The sequence below is a fragment of the Thermogutta sp. genome, assembly GCF_014359955.1.
In the GTDB taxonomy this organism is placed as follows: domain Bacteria; phylum Planctomycetota; class Planctomycetia; order Pirellulales; family Thermoguttaceae; genus Thermogutta.
The window spans coordinates 4,062-7,427 of sequence record NZ_JACIYL010000151.1; the positions used below are offsets into that span (position 1 = coordinate 4,062).

The window sequence follows — 3,366 nt, forward strand, 5'->3', positions numbered from 1 at the left end:
TGCATACCAATTGATGGCCCATCTTTCCTTCCCGGGCACGACAAGCGTGCCCCTCCGACCGGTCTCTTGGAGGGCCCCGCTTGTCGGGTCCGCTTTTCAACGTTGGATCGTCCATTCCGTTGCGGCGGGGACTAAAGTCCCGCGCCGAAAGCGGTGCTAAAGCCCCGCACTCCATGGAGGGACCCGCTTGTCGGGTCCGATGAACACTGGCCCCGCAAAGTTCCAACCAAAAACCGGGAACGAGTCATCACGCCGACGGGTTGCATCCCATTCAATTTTGGGTAGTATGGCAAGAGAAGTCTCTGACGCGGCTCTAGGATTTGGCATCCCGGCATAGGTGGTCGTATGAACAATGTTCTGGCAATCGTCCTTGGGGGAGGGAGAGGAACACGACTTTATCCGCTGACCAAATATCGGTCCAAGCCGGCCGTCCCAATCGCTGGAAAGTATCGTCTCATCGACATCCCCCTTTCTAACTGTATTAACAGCGGAGTCAACCGAATTTATGTCCTCACCCAGTTCAACTCGGTGAGTCTCCACAGGCATATCCGGGCGACTTACAACTTTGACCTGTTTCACCGGGGATTCGTGGAAATTCTGGCGGCCCAGCAGACACTGACGCGGACGGATTGGTACCAGGGCACTGCCGATGCTGTTCGGCAAAATCTTTCCTATATCGATCGGGATGACGTCGATTATGTCCTCGTTCTCTCCGGTGATCAGCTTTATCGGATGGATTACCGGGAACTTTTAGAAACCCACCAGAAAAGTGAGGCTGATGTCACGATTGCGGCGCTGCCTGTCACCGCTGAAGCCGCGTCTTCTCTGGGGATTATGAGGATTGACGAGACTGGTCGGGTCGTGGGGTTTCTGGAAAAACCAAAAACCCAGGAAGAACTCCGTTTCATGCGGACCGATCCAGAATGGTTTGCCCAGTTCGGGCTCAAAGCGGAGGGCCGACCTTTTCTGGCGAATATGGGAATTTATCTGTTCAACCGGCAGACGCTGGTGGACGTCCTGGAAAAAACGGAGTACCGCGATTTCGGCAAGGAAGTCTTTCCCGCCTCCATCCGTGCCCGTCGGGTGTGCGTGCATCTTTTTGATGGGTACTGGGAAGATATCGGGACGATTGGGGCGTTTTTCGAGGCCAATCTGGCCCTCACCCGGCCTGCGCCCCCCTTTGTACTCGACCACCCTGAAGCCCCGATTTACACGCGGGCTCGCTTCCTGCCGCCTTCGAGGATTGAAAGGGCCACCATCCGCGATAGTCTTGTGGCCGACGGTTGTGTGATCGGTGAGGGCGCTGTCATCGAAAACAGTATCATCGGTCTGCGGAGTATCATCGGTCCGAACTGCGTCATCCGTAACTCCATCATCATGGGGAATGACTTTTACGAGGCCCCCACGGCCGACCGTCAGGCCCTCATGATCGATGAGAACAGCTACATCGAAAACGCCATCGTGGACAAAAACTGCCGCATCGGCAAAAATGTCCGCATCGTCAACGCGGAGGGTGTGAAAGAAGCCCCGGAAACGGAATACTGCATGATCCGCGACGGGGTCACGGTTATTCCTAAGGGAACCGTTCTGCCCGACAATTGGGCGCTCTGAGTCTCTATAAATTTTGCCTGACGGAACTTCTGTTGTCTTCCGGGGAGGGGCCAGCATGACGCGACTCCTGGGCACCGTTCTTGCGCTAGGCGGAGGGTTGAGTATCGGCTGGGCGACGCTTCTCGCCGCGGCCGGTCAGGTCGGTGGTGACGATCACGACCTGGCCATTCTGCTCCGCGCGGATAAAAATGGGGTCGGACAAGAGGCGGCGGCAGAGGCCTGGCAGCGAATCGTCAACCAGGGCCCCGCCGCGTTGCCCGCCCTTTTCGAGGCGGCGTCGCGGGCCAATCCGGTGGCCCTCAACTGGCTGGTGACGGCGGCGGACCGTATCGTGGACGTCGAACGCGCAAACGGCAGGAAAATTCCGGATGCCGTTTTTTTATCTGTGGTGGAAAATCGCGCAGCGCACGCCAAAATCCGCTGGTGGGCATGGCAGCGCTGGCGGGAGCAATCGCCGGAACTGGCCGAGAAAGTCCTCGCAAAGTCACTCGATGATCCGGCGTCGGAACTCCGTCGTGCTGCGGTGGAAGGGGCCATTCAAAAGCTCGGCGATATCGAGTCGCTTGTGCGCCGTCTCGATGACCCGGCGGCTCGCCGCAACATCGCAGAGCGACTGGAACAGATTTTCCATGCGGCCCGCGACAAGGATCAGGTGGAAAAACTGGCCCGATGGTTGGGCGAACTGGGCAAGCCGGTGGATTTGGCGGCTCATTACGGGTATATACGGTCCTGGCTGGTGGTGGGCCCGTTTGACAACACGGGCGACAGTGGATTTGATACCGTTTTTCCACCGGAAAAAGAGCTCGACCCTCATCAGAAGTATCCCGGCAAGCACGGAGAGGTGACGTGGAAAGCGATCACCGTGGACGACATTCACGGGCGGGTGGACCTGAACGCGGTTTTGGGCGAGGAAAAAGGCGTGGTCGCCTACGCGTGGGCAGTGGTGGAAGTAAAAGAGGAACAACCGGCAGAGATCCGCTGGGCCACCCCCAACGCCACAAAATTGTGGCTCAATGGCCAGTTGCTGGCTGTCTTCCATGTGTACCATTCCGGCTACGAGGATGACCAGTACCGCGTGGAGTGCCGTCTGAAACCCGGAAAGAATCAGCTTCTGCTCAAAATCTGTCAGAATGAGCAGACGCAGGATTGGGCCCGGCCGTGGGAATTCCGCCTTCGAGTGTGCGATGCCCTCGGCGGCGGCGTGGGACAACGGTGAACTTCCCGTCGGACTCGGTACACACAGACCGGCGGATCAGATTTTCGATGTGGGGCACTCGTGAATCGCGGACACAATACTGGACCGTTGGACCAAAGACAAACCGCGCTCCAAGAGGGGCTATCCAGGAAGTGCTCATACGACACAATAGCCATCTTGCTGAAACCATCGTGCCAAGTCGATCAAATCTCGGTAGGGGCAATTCATGAATGGCCCCTACACCGTCGGAGGGATTTTTTCCGGAGGGACCTGCTTGTCAGGTCCGTCGAACATGGATCGATAACCCATTCTTTTTCCTCGGGCACGACAAGCGTGCCCCTCCGACCCGTTTCTCCGGAGGGACCCGCCTGTCGGGTCCGCTTTTCAACGTTGGGTCATCCATTGCCTTTCAACGGGGACTAAAGTCCCGCGCCGAAAGCGGGGCTAAAGCCCCGCACTCCATATGGAGTGCGGCGATTTATCGCCGCTTTTTGGTGAAGGCTTTAGCCTTCACAACCTTGCCGTTGATCCGGATGGAATCGGGTTCGCCGATCGCCGTG

The 3,366-nt window shown here is 57.8% G+C and carries 2 protein-coding genes; both read left to right on the forward strand.

The genetic code is table 11. The annotated features are described in order from the left end of the window. Window positions 1-345 precede the first annotated feature (345 nt). Window positions 346-1,611 (forward strand): glucose-1-phosphate adenylyltransferase, encoded by a 1,266-nt coding sequence (locus H5U08_RS06685; RefSeq protein WP_297031484.1) that lies wholly within the window; start codon window positions 346-348, stop codon window positions 1,609-1,611. Window positions 1,612-1,666: 55 nt separating this feature from the next. Beyond that, on the forward strand, window positions 1,667-2,827 hold the full coding sequence (locus H5U08_RS06690; RefSeq protein ID WP_297031486.1) for a hypothetical protein: 1,161 nt from the start codon (window positions 1,667-1,669) through the stop codon (window positions 2,825-2,827). The last annotated feature ends 539 nt before the right edge of the window (window positions 2,828-3,366 follow it).

Bases quoted from the DNA above. Each gene is read 5' to 3' on its own strand.
- H5U08_RS06685 (WP_297031484.1), top strand. From the start codon at position 346: ATGAACAATGTTCTGGCAATCGTCCTTGGGGGAGGGAGAGGAACACGA.
- H5U08_RS06690 (WP_297031486.1), top strand. From the start codon at position 1,667: ATGACGCGACTCCTGGGCACCGTTCTTGCGCTAGGCGGAGGGTTGAGT.